Origin of the sequence: Ensifer sp. ENS02 (assembly GCF_014851885.1) — a bacterium.
Lineage (GTDB): Bacteria > Pseudomonadota > Alphaproteobacteria > Rhizobiales > Rhizobiaceae > Ensifer > Ensifer adhaerens.
The window spans coordinates 58,088-76,616 of record NZ_JACVAO010000013.1; the positions used below are offsets into that span (position 1 = coordinate 58,088).

The window sequence follows — 18,529 nt, forward strand, 5'->3', positions numbered from 1 at the left end:
TAATCGGGATATCACACCAATGTCAATAGTCATCATACAACTCATCATACAAGTTATTTTAGCGCGCCAGCCAACCGCCATCGACATTCAACACCGCACCATGGATGTAGTTCGCAGCCGCCGAAGACAGAAACACGGTCGCACCCGCAATGTCTTCGGAGCGCCCCCAGCGGCCCGCCGGAATCCGCTCGAGTATTGCCTTGCTACGTTCAGGATCTGCCCTTAGAGCCTCGGTGTTGTTGGTCTCGATATAGCCGGGCGCAACCGCATTGACGTTGATGCCTTTTGACGCCCATTCGTTGGCGAGAAGCTTCGTGACGCCCACAACGCCATGCTTGGCGGCGGTGTAGGACGGTACGCGAATTCCGCCCTGGAAGGAAAGCAGCGACGCGATGTTGACCACCTTGCCGGACATGCCCTTCGCAAGCAGCTCCTTGGCAAAAGCCTGGGTCGTGAAGAACAGTGCCTTGAGGTTGACATCCATGACTGCATCCCAATCAGCTTCGGAAAAATCAACCGCGTCAGCGCGACGGATGATTCCGGCGTTGTTGACGAGAATGTCGAATTCCGCACCGGCAAATACTCCGGTTGCCGCCATCGGATTGGCGAAATCAAGCGCCAGTGCAGTCGCCCTTCCCCCGGCCTTGTCGATGAGCGCAAGGGTCTCGTCGGGCGCCCTGCGCGCGGCGCAGACAACCTCAGCGCCCGCCTGAGCCAGGCCAACTGCGATCGCTTGGCCAAGACCAGTATTCGCCCCTGTGACGAGAGCCTTATGTCCTTCAAGAGAAAAGAGATTTTTCATCGCAGATCCGCCGGTTGAATGAAATCCATATCCGTGTAATCGACGTTGTCGCCGGCCATCGCCCAGATGAAGGTATAAGAGCCGATGCCCGCGCCCGAGTGGATCGACCATGGCGGCGAGATCGCGCCTTCCTCGTTGGCGATAAACAGATGCCTCGTCTGCTGTGGCTCACCCATCAGATGGAGCACGCGAGATTTTTCGTCCATACCGAAATAGAGATAGGCCTCCATGCGGCGATCATGCACGTGGGAGGGGATCGTGTTCCAAACGGAGCCGTCTTCGAGCGTTGTGTAGCCGAGCACGAGCTGGCAGCTTTCCATCACGAGCGGGTGGATGAACTGATTGATGGTCCGCTTGTTGGAGGTTTCCATCGCGCCAAGCTTGACCTCCTTGCTTTCACCGAGTGTCACAAGCCGCGCCGGCAGGCTGCGGTGCGCCGGGCAGGAGACGATGTAGAAACGTCCGCGTCCGGCAAACGTCACCGCACCAGAACCGGCCCCGAGATAGAGCACATCGCCGCGGTTGAGCGCGTATATCTCATCACCGGCGGTCACCGTACCGGCCTCACCGATGTTCACGATACCCATTTCGCGCCGGTCAAGGAAGGACGGCGTCTTCGTTTCCTCGACCCGATCGAGCGTCAGCGCAGCACCGTTAGGAACGGCACCTCCCATAACGAAGCGATCGTAGTGCGTGTAGACCAGCCGGATCTCACCGGGGCGGAACATATCCTGCGCCAGGAAATGCTTACGCAGGCCTTCTGTATCGAGCGCTCGCGCATAGTCCGGATTAACGGCCTGCCTTGTTTCGACGGTCAGCATTCGGTCCTCCTTTGAGGTATTGCGAACAAGAGATAATACATGTAAGTCCGTATTGTATGATAACGTGTTCAAGGTCAAGACCCGAATGAAACGCCTCCTGATCACGGGCGCGGCTGGCGCGGTTGGCTGCGCCTTGCGACCGCGACTGGCGTTGCTTGCCGAAACAATCCGTCTTGCCGACATCGCACCGGCTGATGTCACCGGCCCCAACGAGGAATGGATGCACTGCGATCTCGCCGAACCATGGGCCGTCGACGCGATGGTGGCGGGCTGCGACGGTATCGTGCATCTGGGCGGGATCTCCGTCGAACGCCCGTTCGACGAGGTTGTCACCGGCAACATCGTCGGCCTCTACAATCTCTACGAGGCCGCGCGCGCCCATGGCTTGCCCCGCATCATCTTTGCAAGTTCAAACCACACGATCGGCTACTATCCGCAGACTGATCGACTTGGGCCCGATGCACCGTTTCGCCCCGACGGGCTCTATGGTGTGTCCAAATGCTTCGGTGAATCGCTCGCCCGCCTGTACTTCGACAAGTTCGGACAGGAGACAGCACTGGTGCGCATCGGCTCCTGTACAACTGAGCCGATGGACCATCGGATGCTGTCGACCTGGTTTTCTCATGGCGATTTCGCATCGCTGATCGAAGCCGCTTTCCGCTCCCCAGTGCTTGGTTGCCCGCTCATTTGGGGCGTTTCAGCAAACGACAGCTGCTGGTGGGACAATTCGCATCTGGCTTGGCTCGGCTGGAGGGCGAAAGACAACGCCGAGGCCTGGCGCGAGAAAATCGAAACGAACGTGGCTAAACCAACCCTCGACAAATCAATGGCGCGCTTTCAAGGCGGTGCCTTTACCGACAATCCTATCTTCAAGGAGTGACAATGACCTTCACCCCTCACGGCAAACACCTGGTTGCGGGCGAGTGGATCGCGACCGAGCAGACATTCAGCAGCGAACCGGCCCATGGCGCCGCGTTTGACTTTTCCGTCGGCACGCCGGATCTGGTCGACAGGGCCGCAAAATCGGCCGAGGATGCCTTCTGGTCTTATGGCCATTCAAGCCGGAAAGAGCGCGCGGCATTTCTAGAAACGATTGCCGATGCGATAGAAAGCCGCGGGGCGGCCATTACCGAGATCGGCAGTGCAGAAACCGGTCTGCCGCCCGCCCGGCTAGAAGGAGAACGTGGACGCACCACCGGCCAGCTCCGACTATTTGCAGCCCATCTCGGAAAGGGCGACTATCTCGACAGACGCCACGATGAAGCGCTGCCGGACAGAAAGCCCCTGCCGCGCCCCGACATCCGACTGCTTCAGCGACCTGTCGGTCCGGTTGCGGTGTTCGGTGCCTCCAATTTTCCGCTGGCTTTCTCGACAATGGGCGGCGATACCGCGTCGGCCCTTGCCGCCGGGTGCCCGGTCATCGTGAAGGGCCATTCAGCCCATCCTGGGACGAGCGAAGTGGTTGCCGAGGCTGCCCACGCAGCGATCAGGAAGCAAGGGCTTCACCCCGGCGTATTCTCACTCATCCAGGGCGGTCGCCGGGACGTCGGCACTGGCCTCGTTACACATCCCCTCATCAAGGCCGTCGGCTTTACCGGCTCGCTTGCGGGTGGCCGCGCGCTTTTCGACCTATGTGCGAAGCGCCCGGAACCAATCCCCTTCTTCGGCGAACTGGGTTCGGTCAACCCGATGTTCATCCTGCCCGAAGCCGGCAAGGTCCGCTGCGAGGAAATCGCCAAGGGTTGGGCAAGCTCGTTGACGATGGGCGCCGGACAATTCTGCACCAATCCAGGCATTGCCGTGATCGCAGCAGGCGAGGCGCCAGCGTTTGCGGAAAGCGTGCGTGCGGCGCTTTCGCAGATCGGCGCACAAGTGATGTTGACGGATGGAATTGCCAAAGCGTATCGCGATGGGCGCAATCGCATCGCCTCAGGCAGCGGCGTTCGCGACGTCTTCACATCCAGCTGCGATCGGCGCAACGTCACACCCAATCTCTTCCTCGTCTCTGCACGGGACTGGCTCGCCAACCATACGCTTTCAGAAGAAGTCTTCGGCCCGCTCGGCCTCATCGTCACGGCCGAAAGCATTGAAGAACTGGTCGTCGTCGCCCAGAGTTTCGATGGCCAGCTGACTGCAACTCTTCATCTCAACGACGGAGACACCGATCTTGCACGCCAACTTATGCCGATCCTGGAGCGCAAGGCCGGCCGTCTTCTCGTGAACGGATTTCCCACGGGCGTGGAAGTCTGCGACGCCATGGTTCATGGCGGGCCCTATCCGGCCTCTACGAATTTCGGCGCGACCTCGGTCGGAACTATGGCGATCCGCAGGTTTCTGAGGCCCGTATCCTATCAGAATGTACCTGACGGGCTTTTGCCTGCTGATTTGCTATCGGATTGAGGAGCGATTGCCTCGTCCGCCATCTTTGGCGTATCCAGAGATGAAGCGGCAGGTGCCGCCACATCCTGGAACCGGGCAACCACATGACGATAGCGACTGCTTCCGATACGAACGCCCCGCAGCCCAGGACCCTGGTGGCAAAGGTTACCGACGTTCTGCGCTCCCATATCGCCGAGGGCCGCTACCGGCCCGGCGACCGCCTGCCATCAGAGGCGCAACTGACCAAGGAATTTAACGTCAGCCGCACTGTCGTAAGAGAAGCGATTGCAGCACTGCGTTCCGACGGATTGGTCGAGGCACGACATGGCGTCGGCGTTTTCGTGCTGGAGCCTGCCCCGGCCGCAAGAAATTCGTTTCACAACGTCGATCTCGCCCGCGTCTCATCATTGATCGAGATGCTGGAAATCAGAACGGCAGTCGAAGGCGATGCGGCCGGGTTGGCCGCACTTCGCCGCTCCCCGGGACAGGAAGGCAAAATTATCGAAGCGTTCGAAGCATTTCGCATCCGCGCCGAAAGTGGTGAGCCGACCGCCGAAACCGATTTTGCTTTTCATCTCGCCATTGCCGAAGCGACGAACAATCCAAGGTTTGCCGAGTTTCTCCATGTGCTCGGGCCGGCTGTCATCCCGCGCCGTGCGGTCGCCCGCGAGGGAGAGGAAGCCGCCCTTCCCTCCGTCGAGATGCGCCGGCTTCTCGATGAACACGAGGCGATACTCGACGCGGTCCAAAGCGGGGATGAGGAACAGGCTCGCGCGGCCATGCGCGATCACCTGAAGAACAGCCAGACACGATATCGCTCCATGCTGCGAACCTTGCGCTAGCACTGGTTGAGAGAGCCGCACTTGCATTCGAACAGATTACGACTAACATGCCAGACAGGTTTGAGCATGTTGGGACGAAAATGGAAGCCGTAAACACTATGGAGCGTGGCACGTCGCTTGCGGCAAAAATCAGCGCCGCGCTGCGTCGCGATCTGGCGGAAGGCGTGTTTCGCCCCGGCGACCGGCTTCCGAGCGAAAGCGCTCTGACGCGCGAGTATTCCGTCAGCCGTACAGTCGTAAGGGAAGCGATTGCCATCCTTCGCGCCGACGGGCTGGTCGAAGCGCGCAAGGGCGCCGGCATATTTGCCCTTGAGACAAAGCCGGAAAAGGAGCAGCCTTTCAAGGATTTGAAGACCGAGCGGATTTCGTCGGTCATAGAGCTTCTTGAACTTCGGACGGTTTTCGAGGTGGAATCGGCAGGGCTGGCGGCCGCGCGCCGTTCACCCGCCCAGATCGAAACCATCCTTGAGGCCCATCATCGTGTTGGCGAGTGCCTGGCAACTGGCAATCCTACGCGCGATGCGGATTTCGAGCTTCACCTGGCGATTGCGGAAGCCACGCAAAACCGGCGTTTTCCGGAGTTTCTCCAACTGATCCGTACTGGCATCATTCCGCGCGGCGAGTTGCAGGGATCTGCGCCGGGGTCGCGCCCGAAGGACTACAACCTCCATCTTCAGGAAGAGCATGGCCAGATCGTTGAGGCAATCATCGAAGGCAATGCTGAAGCGGCGCGCGAGCGCATGCGCGCCCACTTGCGGGGAAGCCTTGATCGGTACAACGCGCTCTTGCGTTCCCGCACCATGAGCCCCGACGCAATTTAATAGACGCGCAGAGTTGTCATACAGGCAAAAGGACATGTATGGTGATGTTGTCATACATCATCTATGAGGTCCGCATGTCTCTTCCTACTTTCCCCACGATTTCGACCGATACCGGCGTCACCCGCCAGGTGCTTTCAGATTCGCCTGAGCTCATGGTCGTCTCCTTTCGCTTCGAAAACGGTGCAAAAGGCAAGCTCCACCGCCACCCGCACGTGCAATCGACCTATGTGGCGCGCGGCAAATTCCGCTTCTTTCGCAATGGCCAGACCTATGAATTGAAGACTGGCGACAGCCTCGTAATCCCCGGAAACACGGAACATGGCTGCGAATGCCTGGAGGCAGGAGAGCTCATCGACTGCTTCACGCCCCGCAGAGATGACTTCCTCTCCGTCAGCTCTGCTTGACACTCGACATAACCTGTGACAGGTTCAGCGAAAGTTGTCATACAGGATTGGAGCCTGTAACGCCTCACCGCAGGCGACTGACAAATGGAGGAACCATGTCAATTCGTCGCCTACGCTTCCACGGCGTGGCCGGGCAGGTCGGGACCATTGCGGTCACGTTGCTCGGCCTTCTGCTCCTGACGTTCTTCATCGGCCGCCTTATGCCTGCCGATCCGGTCCGCGCGATCGTCGGGGAGGACGCAACCCGCGAGACCTACGAACAGGTCTATCGTTCGCTCGGGCTTGATCGACCTCTTTGGGAACAATTCGCCTACTATCTTGGAGACGTTTTCACCGGCAACTTCGGAACCTCCATCCGCACGGGCCAGCCGGTCATTCAGGATATCCTGCACGTGATGCCGGCAACGATCGAGCTTGCGACCTTCGCAATCCTCATCGGAGCCGGCCTCGGCGTTCCGCTCGGAGTGCTTGCTGCCGTCAACAAGGACCGCTGGCCCGACCATGTCGTGCGCGTCTTCAGCCTGTTCGGGCACTCCATGCCGATCTTCTGGACCGGCATGATCGCGCTTATCGTCTTTTATGCTTATCTCGGCCTCGTCGGCGGCAGCGGACGCATGGACCAGTTCTATATTGGCCTTGTCGAGGAGCGGACCGGATTCCTGCTGATCGATAGCCTGATCGCCGGCGAAATGGATGTGTTTTGGTCGGCCGTCAACCACATCATCCTGCCGGCGTCGCTGCTTGGCTACTCCTCGTCCGCCTATATCACGCGCATGACCCGCAGCTTCATGCTGGATCAGCTCGGTCAGGAATATGTCACGACGGCGCGCGTCAAAGGCCTTTCTCGCAGCCAGACGATCTGGCAGCACGCCTTCATCAACATTCGGGTGCAACTGGTCACCATCATTGCGCTTGCCTATGGCTCGCTGCTCGAAGGCGCCGTGCTGATCGAGACGGTCTTCGCGTGGCCGGGCTTTGGCCAATATCTCACCAATAACCTCATTACCGGCGACATGAACGCCGTCATGACCTGCGTCCTGATCGTCGGGATCATCTTTATCGCCCTCAATCTTCTGTCCGACGTTCTCTATCGCATCTTCGACCCGAGGACACGCTGATGACCACCCAAGCTGAAACTGCGTTCCGCTTGCCGGCTCCGCTTTACGCACTCAAGAACATCGTGCGCTTCCTGTTGAAGAGCCCAACCTCGACCTTCGGTCTTGCGGTCCTGGTGCTGCTCGTCCTTGTCGCAACCTTCGCGCCGCTGATTGCCACCCATGACCCCTATGCCCAGAACCTCGCAAACACGCTGCAGGCGCCTGGAAATGGACATCTGTTCGGCACCGACGAGCTTGGTCGTGACATCTTCAGCCGCCTGGTCTGGGGCTCGCGTATCACGCTTACGATTATCTTCCTCGTCTCGATTGTCGTTGGCCCAATCGGGCTCGTCATCGGCACGACTGCCGGCTATCTCGGCGGGAAGGTCGATACCGTGATGATGCGGATCACGGACATCTTTCTCTCCTTCCCGAGCCTCATTCTTTCGCTCGCCTTCGTTGCAGCGCTGGGTCCAAGCCTGAACAACGCCATTATCGCGATTGCCCTGACCTCTTGGCCACCGATCGCACGCCTCGCGCGCGCAGAGGCAATGACCTTTCGCAAGGCGGACTACATCTCGGCAGCCAGGCTCCAGGGCGCATCGGCCACACGCATCATCGTCAAGTCGATCATGCCCATGTGCCTGCCCTCGGTGCTCATTCGCCTGACACTGAACATGGCGACCGTTATCCTGACGGCTGCCGGTCTCGGTTTTCTGGGGCTCGGCGCCCAACCTCCGCTGCCGGAATGGGGCGCGATGATTGCGACAGGCCGCAAGTATATGCTGGACAGCTGGTGGCTCGTCACCTTCCCGGGTGTCGCCATTCTTTCGGTCAGTCTCGCTTTCAACCTTCTCGGCGACGGGCTGCGCGATGCGCTCGATCCGAAGCAGATGAACCGGAGGTAGACCGATGAGCCAAGACATTCTTCAGGTCGAAAACCTCCGCATCCGCTATGGCGGCGCAGCGACCGATGCCGTGCGCGGCGTGTCCTTCACCCTCGGCCGCGAACGCCTTGGCATCGTTGGCGAGTCCGGTTCCGGCAAATCGACGGTCGGACGGGCCTTGCTGCGACTTCTGCCGGGCGCCACGATTACCGCCGACACGCTGCGCTTTGCCGAGCTTGACCTGACAGCCCTTTCGGAAAAGGAACTGCTCAAGGTTCGCGGCCGGCGCATGTCCATGATCCTTCAGGATCCGAAATTTTCTTTGAACCCTATTCGCCGGGTCGGTGACCAGGTGGCGGAAACCTATCTGCGGCATTTCAATTGCACCAAGGCGGAGGCGCGTGAAAAGGCGCTCGCCATGCTGTCGGCAGTCAAGATCCGCGACCCGGAGCGCGTTTATGACCAGTATCCGCACGAGATATCCGGCGGCATGGGGCAGCGCGTGATGATTGCCATGATGCTGCTTGCTGATCCCGAGCTCGTCATCGCCGACGAACCGACCTCCGCACTCGACGTCACGGTGCGACTTCAGGTGTTGAACATTCTCGATGGGCTGGTGCGGGATCGCGGCATCGGGCTCATCATGATCAGTCACGATTTGAACCTTGTACGCAATTTCTGCGATCGCGTACTCATCATGTATGCCGGCCGTATCGTTGAAACGCTGGCCGCCCGCGATCTCGACAAGGCCCAACATCCCTACACCCGTGGCCTGCTGGCAGCTCAGCCGCGGATCGGCGGCCCACGCGCACCGCTCCGCGTGCTCGATCGCCGTCCCGAATGGCTGGAGGAGAAAGCCTGATGTCTGTCTCTATCGAAGTTCGCGATGTCTCTATCACCTTCGGTAGCGGTCCCACCGCGGTCAAGGTGTTGCCAACCGTCACCTTCTCCGTGGCGCCGGGCGAATGCTTCGGCCTCGTCGGCGAAAGCGGATCAGGCAAGTCCACGGTCCTGCGTTGCATCTCTATGCTGACCGACATCTGGACCGGCGACGTACTGATCGGCGGCAGGTCGGTGCGTGACATGCCGCTGATTGAGCGTTGCCGCACGCTGCAGATGGTCTTCCAGGATCCCTACGGTTCGCTGCATCCACGCCAATCGGTTCGCACGGTGCTGAACGAGCCTCTCGTCATCCACAAGCTCGGCGACCGGGAGGAGCGCATACGCAAGGCAATCACGGATGTGGGGCTGCCGGTCTCCTTTCTCGATCGCTTCCCCCACCAGCTCTCGGGCGGCCAGCGCCAACGTGTTGCGATCGCGCGGGCGCTGATCCTCGAACCTTCCCTGCTGCTCCTCGACGAGCCGACGTCGGCGCTCGATGTTTCGGTGCAGGCGGAAATCCTGAACCTGCTTCAGCGTCTGCGTGAGGAGCGCGGCTTCACCTACATCATGGTGACGCACGATCTGGCCGTCGTGGACCATATGTGCGACCGTTTCGCGGTCATGTTGCGCGGAGAAATCACCGAAGTGCTGCCGCGCGAGGCGATCCCCGGCAACCAGGCAACCCACGCCTACGCGCGTGAGCTGATCGGCGCCTCGCTGGAGTACGAAGGCTCGCACTGAGCAAGCCGCATCTCCTCCCAAAAGAAGACTCCTCCTCCCCAACTCGCCCGGTCCTGTGCCGGGCTTTTCCTTGCCTGATGGCCCCGGTTGAGGACTATCGGGTGTCTGAGCTTGCCAATGATCCCGGGAGCACGCCTGCGACCTTTTCGGCGAGTGCAGCCCGGGCATGTGAACCTGGCCGCGGCACGCTTGCCAATCGCTGCCCCTCCCCAGACGTACCGGTGATGAAGGTCTTCGCGAGGCGAGGGCGATGGGTAGGCAACCACGCAAATCCGCACAGATGAGGAATACTTCGGCTTCAAGCGAGAGGAAACCGAACAGCGGCAGCCACGGGGTGACGTTGCCGATTTCGTTCGGCAACGCGTTGGCGCCCGGCCGACGGCACTTTTCAATGCAAAAAGAAGGCGCATGGTCACATGCGCCTTCTTTCCTTCATTTTATTAATTCCTGGAGCCGATCACCGCTCCTTGGTGACACCTTCGAAGCGCGAGAGCCAGGGGCTGACGATCATCCCTTTCACGTCGCTGCGGTACGCGGCCGTGTCGACCACTTCCGAGAAGGGTTGGATCGACATGACGACCTCGTCCATGTACTGCTGCACGCCCTCGTAGAGCTTGGCCTGCTTGGCCTGGTCGCGCTCAACCAGGGCCTCTTCGATCATCTTGTTCAGCTTCTCGTCATGGAAGCTGGTGCGCCAGCTCTGATAGTTGGTGAGCTTGGCGTCGTCCGAATTGTCGGGATTGTAGGCGATGGAGCGCAAGTTGTTGTCGGGATGCGGCTGCTGACCACCACCGCCGCGGCCGAGGAGCAGCTCGAAGTTCCGCTCACGCATCGCGCCGTAGATCTGGTCGCCCGAACCGCTGATGAGCTCCGCCTGGATGCCGGCCTGGGCAAGCGTGTTCTGGATGGCCGTCGCAGCCTTCATGAAAGGATCTTCAGACAGCACACGCAACGTCGTCTTAAAGCCGTCCGGGTAGCCTGCCTCGGCAAGCAGCGCCTTTGCCTTGGCCACATCCAGTTTGTAGCCTTCGTCCGGCAGCGCGCCGAGGACGCCTGTCGACAAGGGCCGCTGATGCAGCTTGCCGTAGTAGGGCATGACAGCCTTGTCGAGACCCTCGTAATCGATCAGGTAGCGCAGTGCTTCGCGCACTTTCTTGTTGGCGAAGCGCTCATCCTTCATCGAGACGCTGAGGTAGTAAAAACCCGAGCCTGGTGTCGATGCGATGGCGATCGCCTCATCGGCCTCGAGCGACTTCAGGTCCGGCGCCTGCAAGGAATAGGCAACGTCAATGTCGCCTTTTTCCAGAAGCAGCCGCTGCGACTGCGATTCCGGCAGATGGCGCATCAGCACCCGCTTCATTGCGGCCTTTTCACCCCAGTAGTCGTCGTTGCGCGTGAGGATGATGTACTCGTTCGATTTCCACTGCGTGAGCGTGAATGGGCCGGAACCGGCGGAGTTCAGGGTCAGCCAGGCGGCGCCAAGATCGCCGTCCTTCTCGTTTTCGAGAACCGTCTTGCTGTCGAAGATGGAGCCAGGTCCGTTCTGCGCAAGGATCATCAGCAGCAGGTTCGGGTCGTCGGGTTTCGGAAGATTGATAACGAAGGTGTGGTCGTCTTCGGCGACGAAGGCTTTGTCGGCTTCTTCGAGCGTGAAGCCCCTTGTTTTCAGGAAAGAAGACTGCGCGAGATTACGCGCAAGCAGGCGCTTCAGGCTCCAGGCAACATCCTGAGCCGTGACGGGATTGCCCGACGCAAATTTCGCATCGCTACGCAGGTGAAAACGAATTGAATTGCGATCGGCGGAGACCTCCCAGCGCTCGGCAAGGCGTGGCTGGACACTGCGGTCCTTCGGCGAAAGGATGACCAGCGTATCGTAGATGTTGTTGAGGACCTGTACGGTCTCGCGGCCAGTGATGGCAGCGGGATCGAGCGTCAGGATGTTGCTCATTGTCGTTGCGACGACGAGTTGATCTTCCGGAGTTTCGGCGAACACGCCGTGTGGCGTTGAAGCGATGAGAAGCGCGCCGAACGCGACCGTTGCTAGAAAGCGTTTCATGTTTCCTCCTATTGCGGCCGCCCATGCGGGAGTTCGGCCTTCCGGTTACAAGTTCTGCCCCACCTGTTCCTCCACAGGCACCAGGACAGATCAGCCAAGAATTTCGGCAACGGGTGCTGCGAGCGCCCGGCCAATCGCCGCCGTGGCAGCGGCTTCCAGATGGACCCCATCGACCCGCGAGGCGTGTGCGACAGAGCCGGCATCAAAGAAGGCGTGTCCAAGTTCATCTGCGAGCTTGCGGTAGAGCGGAGAAAGCCGCTCTGATTCAGCAATGCTGCGTCCCGCCGCTGGCACCCCGCCCGGACCGGCGCAACAGGGTGGAGGGGCGACGATCAGCATTTTTGGCCTCGCACCACTTGGCTTGTAGGGAAAAGTGTCGATGATTTGCGCCAACCGGCGCACGCCGGAGACCGCTCCCTCCGCCCGCCCGCCATGCACGGGCTTGATGTCATTTGTACCGAGCATCACGATGATGAGGTCGAGCGGCATGTGGCTTGCGAGCGCCACTTGCAGCGCCTTGGCCCCATTGCGGCACGCCGGTCCACCATGGTCGTCATAGCAGGTTGTGCGGCCACCAAGTCCTTCGGGAATGACCTTTGCCGCACCGTTGAGTTCACGCGAGAGCACCTCGGGCCAGCGGCCTTCAGGCGGATGGCGTAGCCCGGTCTGCGGATCCGCTCCCCACGTCAGGCTGTCTCCAAAAGCGAGAATGGTTTTCATGAAAGATACCCCGCTTCTCACCGCACGCGGTTGTTCTCGATGAACTCGAAGTTGATATCCTCGCCGAGCCCCGGCCGAGCTGGGACATGGACATAGCCCTCGCGATCCATTGGATCGGACAATGACTTTAGGTAGTCGTGCCCGTCGTCGTATTCGAGGAACGGGTGAAGCAGCCCGCGTTCGTACCAGCGGCAATTCTTCGTCGCCGCGACGACATGCAAGTTCATCGCCGTATTGCCGTGTACCTCGCACTCCATCCCGAAGGCCTCGGCAAGATGCATCGTTTTTAATGCCGGCGTGATGCCGCCCACGTCATTCACCCCGGTCCGCAAGATGTCGCAGGCGCCCGCCTTGATCCATTCGGCACGGTGCCAATGCTTGCCGCCAGCGCTTTCCGGACCAACGACGGGGATATCGAGATTGTCGGCCAGCCACTTGTAGGAAGACAGCGACTGCTCATCCATCGGCTCTTCGATCCAATCGAAGCCGAGCTTTTCCAGTCCCCGCCCCAACTCGAGCGCATCCGTGCGCGAGTACCAATGAAAGGCGTCGATCATCAGGCGGATATTCGGTCCGACGGCTTCGCGCACGGCCGCACAGGCCTTGATGTCCATTTTCACATCCGGCGCCCAGCTGACAGGCGGCATCCAGGTGTGCAACTTGATGCCCTTATAGCCGCGCTTGACGAGAGCTTCGGCAAAGCGACCATAGTCTTCAGGTGTTGCGAGCCCCCCTTCCAGTTCGTCGCCGCACATGATGGAACCGTAGGCCAACACCTTATCGCGATAGCCGCCCACCAACTTGTATACAGGTTGCTTCAAACTCCGCCCGGCGAGGTCCCAAAGGGCGCAGTCGACCACCGCGAGCGTGCGATCCGTCAACTGCGCGGCCGATCCGCGTTGCCAATGGGCAAGGTCCTGCCAAAGCCGCTCGCGATCTCGGTGGTCCTGGCCAATCAGGACTTTCTTGACGAATTTGTCGATGACATGCGACCGCACGATTTCCGGCGCCGTGAAGGAATGCCCCTCATGGCCGTCCTCCGTGCGAACAGTCAGCATAGCTTGCTCTACCTGGTGCGGCGGGCCTGGATGCGCGTGACCGGCGCTGTCCGAATGGCGGCGCGTGGTCGTGCGGAAAACCCGCACTTCGACGTCAGTGATGATCATTGGTCCTCCGGCATGTGAAAGGCGCGGCCTGGCCACACCAACTTGTCTAGGGCTAGATTAGACAGATATCAGTCAACCTGTCAAACCTGTATGACATGTTTTTAGAATATACCTGATAAGAACCCGGCCACCCTGTGATTTCGCATAGATCGGGACCCAAGCCATGATGCGAGCGGAGCGACAACTTCGTGCTTCAGCAGGGCGAGCGACCGGCCAACGTGTGAGATCAACATTGACGTGCCGAACGAGGGGAACATGCGCAACAGCAACGGAAACGACCGTCTACTTGCGGGCCGGGTAGGTTTCCAGTCAGCCCCCGAGGATCCAGACGTGAAATTGCCCTCGATTGGAAATCGCGCTGGCTTGTAGCAACGCTCGGCAGACCCGTCCTGATCCGGGTTTCTTCACGGTTACGCACCGCTGAGCAGGACTTCTGGTAGAAATCGAAGGCTGTGTCACCGGCAGCGCCACAGTGGGGGACCCCATTCCTTCACGACACGCTTTGGAAGCACAAATGCGGCGGCGAGACTGCCCTATCCTTTTTGACTGCGGCCGCTACCAACGAAGGGCTATCGAAACCACTCTCCGTCCGCACGATGTAGGTCTGATCCTTCGCATACCTTCGCGATCACCTCAGCGGACAGCCTTGCAAAGATGACCTTGAACGAAGCAGATCCTCGCCGAAAATACGCTGTCCGCTATCCGGACGGACTGACATCACAAGAAGCAATCGCCCTGCTCGAGCAGGCATGCGCCGACGTCGCCCCGAACCTAACACTGAGCGAAATGAGTGACGGAGCCACGGTCGAGGGCGAGCCTTGGCACGTTCTGTCGGTCTGCTTGGCGCTGCCGCTGTTCGAGTTGACTGAGATACTCTAGCCGCCCTCGCCAGCTATGCGCCTGTGCCCAGCCCCCCAACGGCCGTGAAGTCCGCGTCAAAGGACCAGACGTCTACCGGGGAGCGTTTCCCGATCTGTGCTACTCGCCGGTGCTGGAAAGCAATTCGTCGAGCTGATCCAACTGCTCGGGCAATGCGGCCGCCCCGCTCTGCAGTGCTTCCTCAAGCGCTTCCTTGGACGGATAGACTTCGTGGAAAGTCAGCGACGTTCTGCCGCCCTCGTCCTTAAAGGTCACGGTCGTGATTGCGCCCTCTTCGCCCTCATCGTTGGTCCAGACTATGCGCTCGTTCGGCACCACCTCAAGATACTTGCCATAAAAGGCCATGGTGTCCGAACCGGCGGCGCCGAATTCCAGCCGATACCTGCCGCCCGTACGCACGTCCATCTGGCACGATACGAGCGAAACGCCAGGTGCCGATTTTGGCACCCACCAGCGCTGGAACAGCTCGGGCTGGCTCCACGCCCTGTAAACCATGCTCGGCGGCGCATTGAAGGTCCGCGTTACGACGAGTTCGCGGTCCCCTTTGCGCTCGACTGACGTGCGGTTCTGCGCGCCAGCGGCTTTGTTGACTTGCTCATTCATCGCTTACCTCCCGTTTCAGTTCGCTGATGATCTCGTCCAGTGCTTCGAAGCGGGCCTCGAAGAGTTTGCGATGCGCCTCGATCCACTCGGCCTCCGCCTCAAGGCCACGTTTCCCAAGCTTGCAGGTTCTCACCCGTCCGACCTTCTGCGTGACGACGAGCCCCGCCCGTTCGAGAACCTGGATGTGCTTCTTCATGCCGGTCAGTGTCATCTGGAACTTGTCCGCCAGACTGGTGATCGACGCGTCCCCTTGCCCAAGTAGATCGATGATCCCGCGACGGGTCGCATCGGACAGCGCCGCGAACGAGAGATCGAGAGGGGCATTATAATACTGAACCATGTAGTTCAGTATTTAACTTGCTTCCGAAGGAAACGCAAGCGGCGCGGCGGGGGACGCTTTCACTTCTTTTTAACCACGAATCGTGAAACTGCGCCGATCCGGAGGCATGATGCCGACGTTCGTCTAGGGTAAAAGTGCATGCGTAACCCGCAAGATCAGAAGCTCACTTCCGGCGCGACCAATTCGGAACCCGGCTACCTCGTCACCCGCCGTGCCCTGCTTTCGAACCTCGGCGTCATGACCCTGCTTGGTGCCTCCGGCTGCTCGCAGTCCCTCGAACTCCCATCGCTCGAGCCGTCCAGTCGGATGTCGACTGCGGGCGTTGACTATATGTCGACCGGGGCAATCCCACCGATCAGTGTCGACAGCAACATCACCGACAACAGCACGATGTATGCCTCGCTGACCGACAATGGCTTCGTCATCCCGGCAATCCCATTCCAGAAAGTCAAACCGGAATTCCGTCGTCAGATCGTTCGCGACCCTACCGGCGAGGCGCCGGGCACGATCGTGGTGAGGCTTAGCGAGCGGCATCTCTATTGGGTGCAGGAAGGTGGAGAAGCGGTCCGCTACGGTGTCGGCATCGGCAAGGCCGGCTTCGAGTGGAGCGGGCGGGCAGAGATCCAGTATACGAAGGTGTGGCCGACCTGGACGCCGCCCAAAGAGATGATTGCGCGCAAGCCGGAGCTGGTGAAATGGACGGGCGGCCAGCCGGGTGGCCTCGACAACCCCCTCGGAGCCCGGGCACACTATATCTTCAAAGACGGCCAAGACACCGGCTATCGCGTGCATGGCTCACCGGAGTGGTGGACCATCGGCACACAGGCATCTTCCGGTTGCGTACGCATGATCAACCAGGACGTTGTCGATCTCTACAACCGGGTCAAGGCGTCGCCGACCAAAGTCCCGATTGTCGTCGCATAAGAGGGCGCTTCGAGCCCATTTCTAACGGTCACGCGGGATGCCAAACACCCGGGCCGATGCGGATGCGGATAAAGCCGCCGCCACCGCAGCCGAAATCGAGCGGCAAGGTGAAAGCCAGCAATTGACGGCCCGAGCAGCCGTGGAGACGGGGCAAGAAGTAGAGCCCCTCCTAGCAGGCGGCATGATCCCCCAAATTCTGGGCCGCCACTTCAAGAAACGCGGCTGAAGCAGCGACCACCACGGTGTCGGAGAGTATCGAAGCGACCCGACGCATTCTCGCAACCGGGCGCCTCGCTGGTCAGTAGTACGGCGACACACATTCCTGGCGCGGCCCATAATAGGGTTGGAAGGAGTTGTCGTAGGCACGGTATGAACGATAGCGGTCATAGCACCATTCGACATGCGACGACGGCGCGTTGGAATAGACCCGCCGAGGCGGTGAGGCGATCGCGCCACCGATGATCACTCCTGTCCCGAATGCGGCCAGGGGATACCACCATCCATCACTGTGACGACGGTACCCGTCGCGGCGGTACCGGTAACCCTCATAGCCATTGTAGTAGCCGTAGCGTGGAGCCGCATTGTAACGGTTGCCGCCGTAACGGTAGACGTCGTAGCCGCGCTTGTGCGGCGGTCCGCCGTAATGACCTGGCTTATGATGGATCAAATCGACCGGCTGGGAAGTCGTCTGCCCAGCGGAAACAGAGAACATCGGCGCCGCCTGCGCCGACACCGCCGATAGCGCCGTACCGGCGGCCAAGAGTACTGCACCTATTTTCTTCATAATTTCCCACCTACAGCGTCAAAGTGATCGGTATTCGACCCCTAACGGGCCAAACGGGCTCGGCACCATGCAGGTGCCACCGATCATCAACAGATCGAATCCCTTCGACGAACTTAGTCAACGCGAGAGGTTCTGCCATAGGACCTCAGTCCGATGGCAGCCGGCAAAGGTCTTATGTGCTCGGCAAGCGCAGCGGTTCGCACCAAAAGAAGAAGGCGCATGTTTTATTCCGGAGCGGCCTCGGCCCGCCGTCGAGGAGCATTTAGCGATCAGCAGACGGCCGTCGCTCAGTGTCTAAAAAAGAAGAGTGGCGGAAGGCGCTAAATTGGCCCCCCGCGACCGCAAGTTACGTACGATTTCTCATTCAGCAATTGCAGAGACCTCGCGCAGCCACTCGATGAACAGCCGTCCGCTTTCCTTTTTCGGCCTTCTCGCCGGCACCACGACAAAATATGCCGCCCTGGTGCGAATGGAGGCTTCGGTAAGGCGGACCAAACGAGTTTGCCGAATAAGGTCGGAGACAAGGCGGTTCCAACCGAGCGCAATGCCTTGCCCGTTCATCGCCGCATAAATGGCTTCCGTATAGAAGCTGCATCGCAGGCCGCGGGCGCGTTTCGGCGCCTTTACGGAAAATGCTGCAAGCCATTCATCCCAGCCCGTCCATGTCGGGTCATCAATATCGCTCGTAATCAGCGGATGATTGATTAGGTCTCCCGGCGTGCGGATCGGATCCACGGTGGCCAGATAATCTGCACTGCAAATCGGGAAAACCTCGTCCTCGAACAGGAACTCCGCCTGGCCGTCCGGCCAGGTGCCGGTCCCGTAGCGGATCGCCAGGTCCACATCGCTAGCCTCGATGCTCGTTCGGGCATCTTGTGTGATGATGCGAAGCTTGATTTCGGGATAGGCTCGAGAAAAGGCAGCGATCCTTGGAAGCAGCCAGAAATGTGAAAAGGAGATGGTCGCTGCAATTGCCAGCTCGTCATCTGCTCCCTCCGACCGAAGATCCGCAACGGTGTCGGCAATAAGATTGAACGCGTCGCCGGCCGCTGCGGAAAGCAGCCGGCCTTTATCAGTCAGTTCGATCTTGCGATGAAGCCGCCGAAACAAGGGGAACCCAAAGTCCTCTTCGAGCAAATGGATCTGTCTGCTTATAGCCGCCTGCGTCACGCCGAGTTCCGTCGCGGCCCGTGTGAAGCTCGACAATCGAGCCGCTGCCTCAAAGGCCGTCAGCGCGGTGAGCGGCGGGAGTTTCTTCCTCAGATTGACCATCTTGGATCCATTACATTTGGTAATGTGAAACGCGCATATTTGTGCCGTTGAGCGACTGCCGCGCCTGAGCGATCCTCTTTGTGGAGCCCGTCGAGCTTCCGATCGGAAC

The 18,529-nt window shown here is 60.0% G+C and carries 21 protein-coding genes; 12 read left to right on the top strand and 9 right to left on the bottom strand.

The features are described from left to right. Nucleotides 1–58: 58 nt before the first annotated feature. Both kduD and kduI read right to left on the bottom strand, forming a co-directional pair. Entirely contained in the window at nucleotides 59–802 is a 744-nt protein-coding gene (gene kduD, locus IB262_RS25515) for a 2-dehydro-3-deoxy-D-gluconate 5-dehydrogenase KduD (RefSeq protein WP_060644514.1), read from the bottom strand. Then, the gene (gene kduI / locus IB262_RS25520; RefSeq protein WP_060529546.1) at nucleotides 799–1,623 is read right to left on the bottom strand and encodes a 5-dehydro-4-deoxy-D-glucuronate isomerase; all 825 of its coding nucleotides are present in this window, start codon (nucleotides 1,621–1,623) and stop codon (nucleotides 799–801) included. Before kduI ends, kduD begins: the two co-directional genes overlap by 4 nt. A gap of 85 nt (nucleotides 1,624–1,708) precedes the next feature. Here kduI and IB262_RS25525 point away from each other — a divergent pair, with 85 nt between their 5' ends. The 9 genes from IB262_RS25525 to IB262_RS25565 all read left to right on the top strand — a co-directional run bounded on the left by IB262_RS25525 (nucleotide 1,709) and on the right by IB262_RS25565 (nucleotide 9,676). Continuing rightward, a complete protein-coding gene (locus IB262_RS25525; RefSeq protein ID WP_192493964.1) occupies nucleotides 1,709–2,503 on the top strand; it encodes an NAD(P)-dependent oxidoreductase in 795 nt (264 codons plus the stop codon). Between the two features lie 2 nt (nucleotides 2,504–2,505). Continuing rightward, complete coding sequence (locus IB262_RS25530) at nucleotides 2,506–4,023, top strand: aldehyde dehydrogenase (NADP(+)) (RefSeq protein WP_192493965.1); 1,518 nt, start codon at nucleotides 2,506–2,508, stop codon at nucleotides 4,021–4,023. A gap of 83 nt (nucleotides 4,024–4,106) precedes the next feature. After that, a complete protein-coding gene (locus IB262_RS25535; RefSeq protein ID WP_060516792.1) occupies nucleotides 4,107–4,844 on the top strand; it encodes a FadR/GntR family transcriptional regulator in 738 nt (245 codons plus the stop codon). An 80-nt stretch (nucleotides 4,845–4,924) separates the two neighbouring features. Beyond that, nucleotides 4,925–5,665 (top strand): FadR/GntR family transcriptional regulator, encoded by a 741-nt coding sequence (locus tag IB262_RS25540; protein WP_034801882.1) that lies wholly within the window; start codon nucleotides 4,925–4,927, stop codon nucleotides 5,663–5,665. 38 nt (nucleotides 5,666–5,703) lie between these two features. Further along, nucleotides 5,704–6,069, top strand: a complete 366-nt coding sequence (locus IB262_RS25545) for a cupin domain-containing protein (RefSeq protein WP_246802717.1) — start codon at nucleotides 5,704–5,706, stop codon at nucleotides 6,067–6,069. A 95-nt stretch (nucleotides 6,070–6,164) separates the two neighbouring features. Then, nucleotides 6,165–7,187: an ABC transporter permease gene (locus IB262_RS25550; protein ID WP_043619645.1), complete on the top strand. Its 1,023-nt coding sequence runs from the start codon at nucleotides 6,165–6,167 to the stop codon at nucleotides 7,185–7,187. Then, complete coding sequence (locus tag IB262_RS25555) at nucleotides 7,187–8,074, top strand: ABC transporter permease (RefSeq protein WP_034801886.1); 888 nt, start codon at nucleotides 7,187–7,189, stop codon at nucleotides 8,072–8,074. Before IB262_RS25550 ends, IB262_RS25555 begins: the two co-directional genes overlap by 1 nt. 4 nt (nucleotides 8,075–8,078) lie before the next feature. Further along, nucleotides 8,079–8,915 carry an ABC transporter ATP-binding protein gene (locus IB262_RS25560; protein ID WP_034801888.1) on the top strand — a complete coding sequence of 279 codons (837 nt, stop codon included), beginning with the start codon at nucleotides 8,079–8,081 and terminating at the stop codon, nucleotides 8,913–8,915. Continuing rightward, nucleotides 8,915–9,676 carry an ABC transporter ATP-binding protein gene (locus IB262_RS25565; RefSeq protein ID WP_034801890.1) on the top strand — a complete coding sequence of 254 codons (762 nt, stop codon included), beginning with the start codon at nucleotides 8,915–8,917 and terminating at the stop codon, nucleotides 9,674–9,676. Before IB262_RS25560 ends, IB262_RS25565 begins: the two co-directional genes overlap by 1 nt. A 457-nt stretch (nucleotides 9,677–10,133) precedes the next feature. Here IB262_RS25565 and IB262_RS25570 read toward each other — a convergent pair whose 3' ends face one another. The 3 genes from IB262_RS25570 to IB262_RS25580 all read right to left on the bottom strand — a co-directional run bounded on the left by IB262_RS25570 (nucleotide 10,134) and on the right by IB262_RS25580 (nucleotide 13,618). After that, a complete protein-coding gene (locus IB262_RS25570; RefSeq protein WP_060585975.1) occupies nucleotides 10,134–11,732 on the bottom strand; it encodes an ABC transporter substrate-binding protein in 1,599 nt (532 codons plus the stop codon). A gap of 90 nt (nucleotides 11,733–11,822) precedes the next feature. Then, a complete protein-coding gene (locus IB262_RS25575) occupies nucleotides 11,823–12,452 on the bottom strand; it encodes an SGNH/GDSL hydrolase family protein (protein ID WP_034801894.1) in 630 nt (209 codons plus the stop codon). A gap of 17 nt (nucleotides 12,453–12,469) precedes the next feature. Next, a complete protein-coding gene (locus IB262_RS25580) occupies nucleotides 12,470–13,618 on the bottom strand; it encodes a mandelate racemase family protein (protein ID WP_060516797.1) in 1,149 nt (382 codons plus the stop codon). Between the two features lie 654 nt (nucleotides 13,619–14,272). On the opposite strand from IB262_RS25580, the gene IB262_RS25585 reads away from it, so the two are divergent. Beyond that, nucleotides 14,273–14,497, top strand: a complete 225-nt coding sequence (locus tag IB262_RS25585; protein ID WP_034801898.1) for a hypothetical protein — start codon at nucleotides 14,273–14,275, stop codon at nucleotides 14,495–14,497. Nucleotides 14,498–14,596: 99 nt separating this feature from the next. On the opposite strand, the gene IB262_RS25590 is transcribed toward IB262_RS25585, so the two are convergent. Both IB262_RS25590 and IB262_RS25595 read right to left on the bottom strand, forming a co-directional pair. Further along, nucleotides 14,597–15,100 carry an SRPBCC family protein gene (locus tag IB262_RS25590; RefSeq protein ID WP_089046265.1) on the bottom strand — a complete coding sequence of 168 codons (504 nt, stop codon included), beginning with the start codon at nucleotides 15,098–15,100 and terminating at the stop codon, nucleotides 14,597–14,599. Next, complete coding sequence (locus IB262_RS25595) at nucleotides 15,093–15,440, bottom strand: metalloregulator ArsR/SmtB family transcription factor (RefSeq protein WP_192493966.1); 348 nt, start codon at nucleotides 15,438–15,440, stop codon at nucleotides 15,093–15,095. The genes IB262_RS25590 and IB262_RS25595 overlap by 8 nt, the downstream gene beginning before the upstream one ends. A gap of 138 nt (nucleotides 15,441–15,578) precedes the next feature. Here IB262_RS25595 and IB262_RS25600 point away from each other — a divergent pair, with 138 nt between their 5' ends. Both IB262_RS25600 and IB262_RS25605 read left to right on the top strand, forming a co-directional pair. After that, nucleotides 15,579–16,364 (top strand): L,D-transpeptidase, encoded by a 786-nt coding sequence (locus IB262_RS25600; protein ID WP_090302364.1) that lies wholly within the window; start codon nucleotides 15,579–15,581, stop codon nucleotides 16,362–16,364. Between the two features lie 37 nt (nucleotides 16,365–16,401). Beyond that, entirely contained in the window at nucleotides 16,402–16,590 is a 189-nt protein-coding gene (locus IB262_RS25605; RefSeq protein WP_060516808.1) for a hypothetical protein, read from the top strand. A gap of 72 nt (nucleotides 16,591–16,662) precedes the next feature. Here IB262_RS25605 and IB262_RS25610 read toward each other — a convergent pair whose 3' ends face one another. Then, nucleotides 16,663–17,148: a BA14K family protein gene (locus tag IB262_RS25610; protein ID WP_060585980.1), complete on the bottom strand. Its 486-nt coding sequence runs from the start codon at nucleotides 17,146–17,148 to the stop codon at nucleotides 16,663–16,665. Between the two features lie 360 nt (nucleotides 17,149–17,508). After that, entirely contained in the window at nucleotides 17,509–18,420 is a 912-nt protein-coding gene (locus IB262_RS25615; protein ID WP_112773309.1) for a LysR substrate-binding domain-containing protein, read from the bottom strand. Nucleotides 18,421–18,529: the final 109 nt, after the last annotated feature.

Coding starts and splice junctions, on each gene's coding strand:
- kduD (WP_060644514.1), bottom strand. CDS start 802: ATGAAAAATCTCTTTTCTCTTGAAGGACATAAGGCTCTCGTCACAGGG.
- kduI (WP_060529546.1), bottom strand. CDS start 1,623: ATGCTGACCGTCGAAACAAGGCAGGCCGTTAATCCGGACTATGCGCGA.
- IB262_RS25525 (WP_192493964.1), top strand. CDS start 1,709: ATGAAACGCCTCCTGATCACGGGCGCGGCTGGCGCGGTTGGCTGCGCC.
- IB262_RS25530 (WP_192493965.1), top strand. CDS start 2,506: ATGACCTTCACCCCTCACGGCAAACACCTGGTTGCGGGCGAGTGGATC.
- IB262_RS25535 (WP_060516792.1), top strand. CDS start 4,107: ATGACGATAGCGACTGCTTCCGATACGAACGCCCCGCAGCCCAGGACC.
- IB262_RS25540 (WP_034801882.1), top strand. CDS start 4,925: ATGGAAGCCGTAAACACTATGGAGCGTGGCACGTCGCTTGCGGCAAAA.
- IB262_RS25545 (WP_246802717.1), top strand. CDS start 5,704: ATGGTGATGTTGTCATACATCATCTATGAGGTCCGCATGTCTCTTCCT.
- IB262_RS25550 (WP_043619645.1), top strand. CDS start 6,165: ATGTCAATTCGTCGCCTACGCTTCCACGGCGTGGCCGGGCAGGTCGGG.
- IB262_RS25555 (WP_034801886.1), top strand. CDS start 7,187: ATGACCACCCAAGCTGAAACTGCGTTCCGCTTGCCGGCTCCGCTTTAC.
- IB262_RS25560 (WP_034801888.1), top strand. CDS start 8,079: ATGAGCCAAGACATTCTTCAGGTCGAAAACCTCCGCATCCGCTATGGC.
- IB262_RS25565 (WP_034801890.1), top strand. CDS start 8,915: ATGTCTGTCTCTATCGAAGTTCGCGATGTCTCTATCACCTTCGGTAGC.
- IB262_RS25570 (WP_060585975.1), bottom strand. CDS start 11,732: ATGAAACGCTTTCTAGCAACGGTCGCGTTCGGCGCGCTTCTCATCGCT.
- IB262_RS25575 (WP_034801894.1), bottom strand. CDS start 12,452: ATGAAAACCATTCTCGCTTTTGGAGACAGCCTGACGTGGGGAGCGGAT.
- IB262_RS25580 (WP_060516797.1), bottom strand. CDS start 13,618: ATGATCATCACTGACGTCGAAGTGCGGGTTTTCCGCACGACCACGCGC.
- IB262_RS25585 (WP_034801898.1), top strand. CDS start 14,273: ATGACCTTGAACGAAGCAGATCCTCGCCGAAAATACGCTGTCCGCTAT.
- IB262_RS25590 (WP_089046265.1), bottom strand. CDS start 15,100: ATGAATGAGCAAGTCAACAAAGCCGCTGGCGCGCAGAACCGCACGTCA.
- IB262_RS25595 (WP_192493966.1), bottom strand. CDS start 15,440: ATGGTTCAGTATTATAATGCCCCTCTCGATCTCTCGTTCGCGGCGCTG.
- IB262_RS25600 (WP_090302364.1), top strand. CDS start 15,579: ATGCGTAACCCGCAAGATCAGAAGCTCACTTCCGGCGCGACCAATTCG.
- IB262_RS25605 (WP_060516808.1), top strand. CDS start 16,402: ATGCCAAACACCCGGGCCGATGCGGATGCGGATAAAGCCGCCGCCACC.
- IB262_RS25610 (WP_060585980.1), bottom strand. CDS start 17,148: ATGAAGAAAATAGGTGCAGTACTCTTGGCCGCCGGTACGGCGCTATCG.
- IB262_RS25615 (WP_112773309.1), bottom strand. CDS start 18,420: ATGGTCAATCTGAGGAAGAAACTCCCGCCGCTCACCGCGCTGACGGCC.